3 protein-coding genes are annotated in these 2,683 nt (G+C 69.0%); 1 reads left to right on the top strand and 2 read right to left on the bottom strand.

From position 1 onward, the window contains the following. Positions 1-667: aldehyde dehydrogenase family protein (locus tag AC1DOC_RS28420; protein ID WP_478130993.1), on the bottom strand; the 667-nt coding region annotated here is incomplete at its 3' end. Between the two features lie 156 nt (positions 668-823). Beyond that, entirely contained in the window at positions 824-1,660 is an 837-nt protein-coding gene (locus AC1DOC_RS28415; protein WP_018903063.1) for a nucleotidyltransferase, read from the bottom strand. Positions 1,661-1,790: 130 nt separating this feature from the next. Between AC1DOC_RS28415 and AC1DOC_RS28410 the strand changes: the two genes are divergently transcribed. After that, positions 1,791-2,567: a metallophosphoesterase family protein gene (locus tag AC1DOC_RS28410; RefSeq protein WP_478130992.1), complete on the top strand. Its 777-nt coding sequence runs from the start codon at positions 1,791-1,793 to the stop codon at positions 2,565-2,567. Positions 2,568-2,683: the final 116 nt, after the last annotated feature.

Genomic DNA, 2,683 nt, shown 5'->3' with positions numbered 1-2,683 from the left:
GCGCCAGGGCCGCGCCGACCTCCGGTCCGCTGCCATTCACGAGGTTGAACACACCGGGCGGAATGCCGGCGTCTTGCATCACTTCGGCAAAGAGCAGGGCGCTCAGGGGCGACAGCTCGCTGGGTTTCAGGACGACCGTGCATCCGGCTGCGAGGGCGGCGCCGACCTTGGCGGTGATCTGGTAGAGCGGCCAGTTCCAGGGGGTGATGAGGCCGCACACGCCGATGGCCTCGCGCACGATGGCCRTCTCCCCGCGATGGGTGACAAACGCATAGCCGCGCGCATTGTCGCGGGCCACGCGGATGTGCTCCGCGGCAGACGGCACCTGCGTGCGGCGCGCGAAGTCGATGGCCGCGCCCATCTCCAGCGAGATCGCCTGGGCGAACAGTTCTGCGCGCTCGAGGACCAGCGCGTGGATGCGGTCGAGGAGCAAGGCCCTGCTCTGGGCCGGACTCGCGGACCAGGCCGCGAATGCGCGCCGCGCTGCGGCCACGGCTGCGGCGGCATCCCCGGCACTGCCCAGCGCGATCTCCGCGACCGGCTCCTCGGTCGACGGGTCGACGACGCTGGCGCGAGTCTGCGTTTCGGGCAGGACCCACTCGCCGCCGACAAACATGCGGTCCAGGCGGCCAGCGCGCCCCAGGTGGTCGACGATCGATGAGTTCATGGATGGGGCCTTCTTTGCATGCCCAAAATCTTAGGCCGCGCGCCCCTCGCGCCGGTGCTTCAATGGGGGTCCTGCACAAAGCAGGCTGCCGTTGTGCGAGCCGCGACAGCAGATCCTGCCGTCGTGCAGTGTCAGCGGCTTTCACGCCGCCTGCTCCTATTGCGATCTTCGGTCCGCAATGGCCTCGGTCCAGCCGGCCACGTCTTCGGCCGTCATGGTGCTGGCGGCGGTGAGGCGGCCGTCCACGTAGCCCAATTGCTCGACGTCGTGAAGGTACTGCTCGCGCGACAGGAGGGTGCCGGCGCACACGTGCTCGTTCGGCGCCGGCGGCTCTCGCACCTCTTCGGCCAGCCGCGCCGTCAGCCGCTCCATCACCCAGCCGGGAATGCGCTGCCGCTCGCCGGGGTAGATGTAGCCGAACAAGGTCAGGTGGGCCAGCAGCACCCGCCAGTGCGGGCCAAAGCGCTCGAGCAGGCCGGGCCAGTCCAGCCGCTCGGCGGTGGCCTGCAGCAGGTGGGCGATGTCGCCGCCGTCGTAGCGCTCGCGCTCCATGATGAAGGCCTTGGACAGCAGGCTGTCCTCCACGTTGGCAACGAGCACCGGCACGCCCAGGACTGCGGCGCGGCTGTTGCCGCGGAACCAGCGCTCGTCCACCGGCATGAGGCCGTTGCCCGAGTTGAAGATCAGGTCGATGAACTCCGGCCCGTCGTGCACCTTGGCGAGCCAGTGCGGATGGCTCATCTCGGTGCGCCAGCCGTGCTGCTGCATCAGTTGCGCGATGCGTTCGTAGTCCGCGCGGCGGATGAACAGGTCCAGGTCCTTGGTCGAGCGGCGGATGCCTGTGTGGCAGGCATGCGCGAAGGCGCCGCCGACCAGGAAGGGAATGTCCGCACCGTTCAGCGCGCGCAGCGTCTGCCGGTAGAAGTCGGCCACGCGGGGCTCGACTTCTTCTGCTTCTTCCAGCGAAAGCGCAAGACCGGCCGTGGGCTCCATTCAGGCAATGTAGAGCCGGCCCGCAGGCGGGCTCGGAGCAAACGGCCCCATCGGTCGTCGGCAGGCGCCTACAGCCGCCGCAGGATGAGGCCGATCACGGCCGGCGGCATCCGGGCGCAGGCTTGCTGCAATGCCCAATCCGAAATCTTCCTCCCATGTCCGGTTCGCCGCAGTGGGCGACATCCATGTCCACAAGGACGCGGCGGGCACGCTGCGCAGCTTCTTCGCGCAGGCCGCCGACGAGGCCGACGCGCTGCTGCTGTGCGGCGATCTCACCGACTACGGCACGGCCGAGGAAGCCAAGGTGCTGGCCGAGGAACTCGGTGCCGTCCCGATCCCCATCGTCGCCGTCCTGGGCAACCACGACTTCGAATCCGGCACGCCCGAACGGGTGACCGAGGCGCTCACGCATRCCGGCGTTTGCGTGCTCGATGGCGCGGCCTGCGAGATCGAAGGCGTGGGCATTGCCGGTACCAAGGGCTTTGCCGGCGGCTTCGGACGCGGTTCGCTGGGGGCCTGGGGCGAACCGGCGATCAAGCTGTTCGTGCAGGAGGCGCTCAACGAGGCGATGAAGCTGGAGTCGGCGCTGGCCAAGCTGCGCACCCGGCGCCGCATTGCGCTGCTGCACTACGCGCCGATCGCCGGCACGGTGCAGGGCGAGCCGGTGGAGATATTTCCATTCCTGGGCAGCAGCCGCCTGGAAGAGCCGCTGCTGCGCTATCCGATGGATGCGGTGTTCCACGGCCATGCGCACCGCGGCACGCTCGAGGGGCGAACCATCAGCGGCGTGCCGGTCTACAACGTCGCCAAGCCCCTGCTGCAGCGCAGCCGGCCCGACGCGCCGCCTTTCTTCCTGTACGAGCTGCCGCGCGAGCCGGCCACGGAAGAGGAACCGGCGGCGACATAGGCCGGGCGCGTTCATGAAACATCCCGAAACCGCGGCAGGCGACAGCATGTAGAACCTGTCCTGCACGAGCCATGGCATCCGGCTGGCATGGCGGCGTTGCTGCGCGGTGAAACTTC

The organism is Variovorax sp. 01T439_2 (assembly GCF_056398445.1).
The sequence above is the reverse complement of the archived record's forward strand: the minus strand, read 5'-3'. Positions and strand labels throughout refer to the sequence as shown.

What these genes read in the sequence shown, in the direction of transcription:
- AC1DOC_RS28415 (WP_018903063.1), bottom strand. Translation starts at nt 1,660, where the DNA reads ATGGAGCCCACGGCCGGTCTTGCGCTTTCGCTGGAAGAAGCAGAAGAA.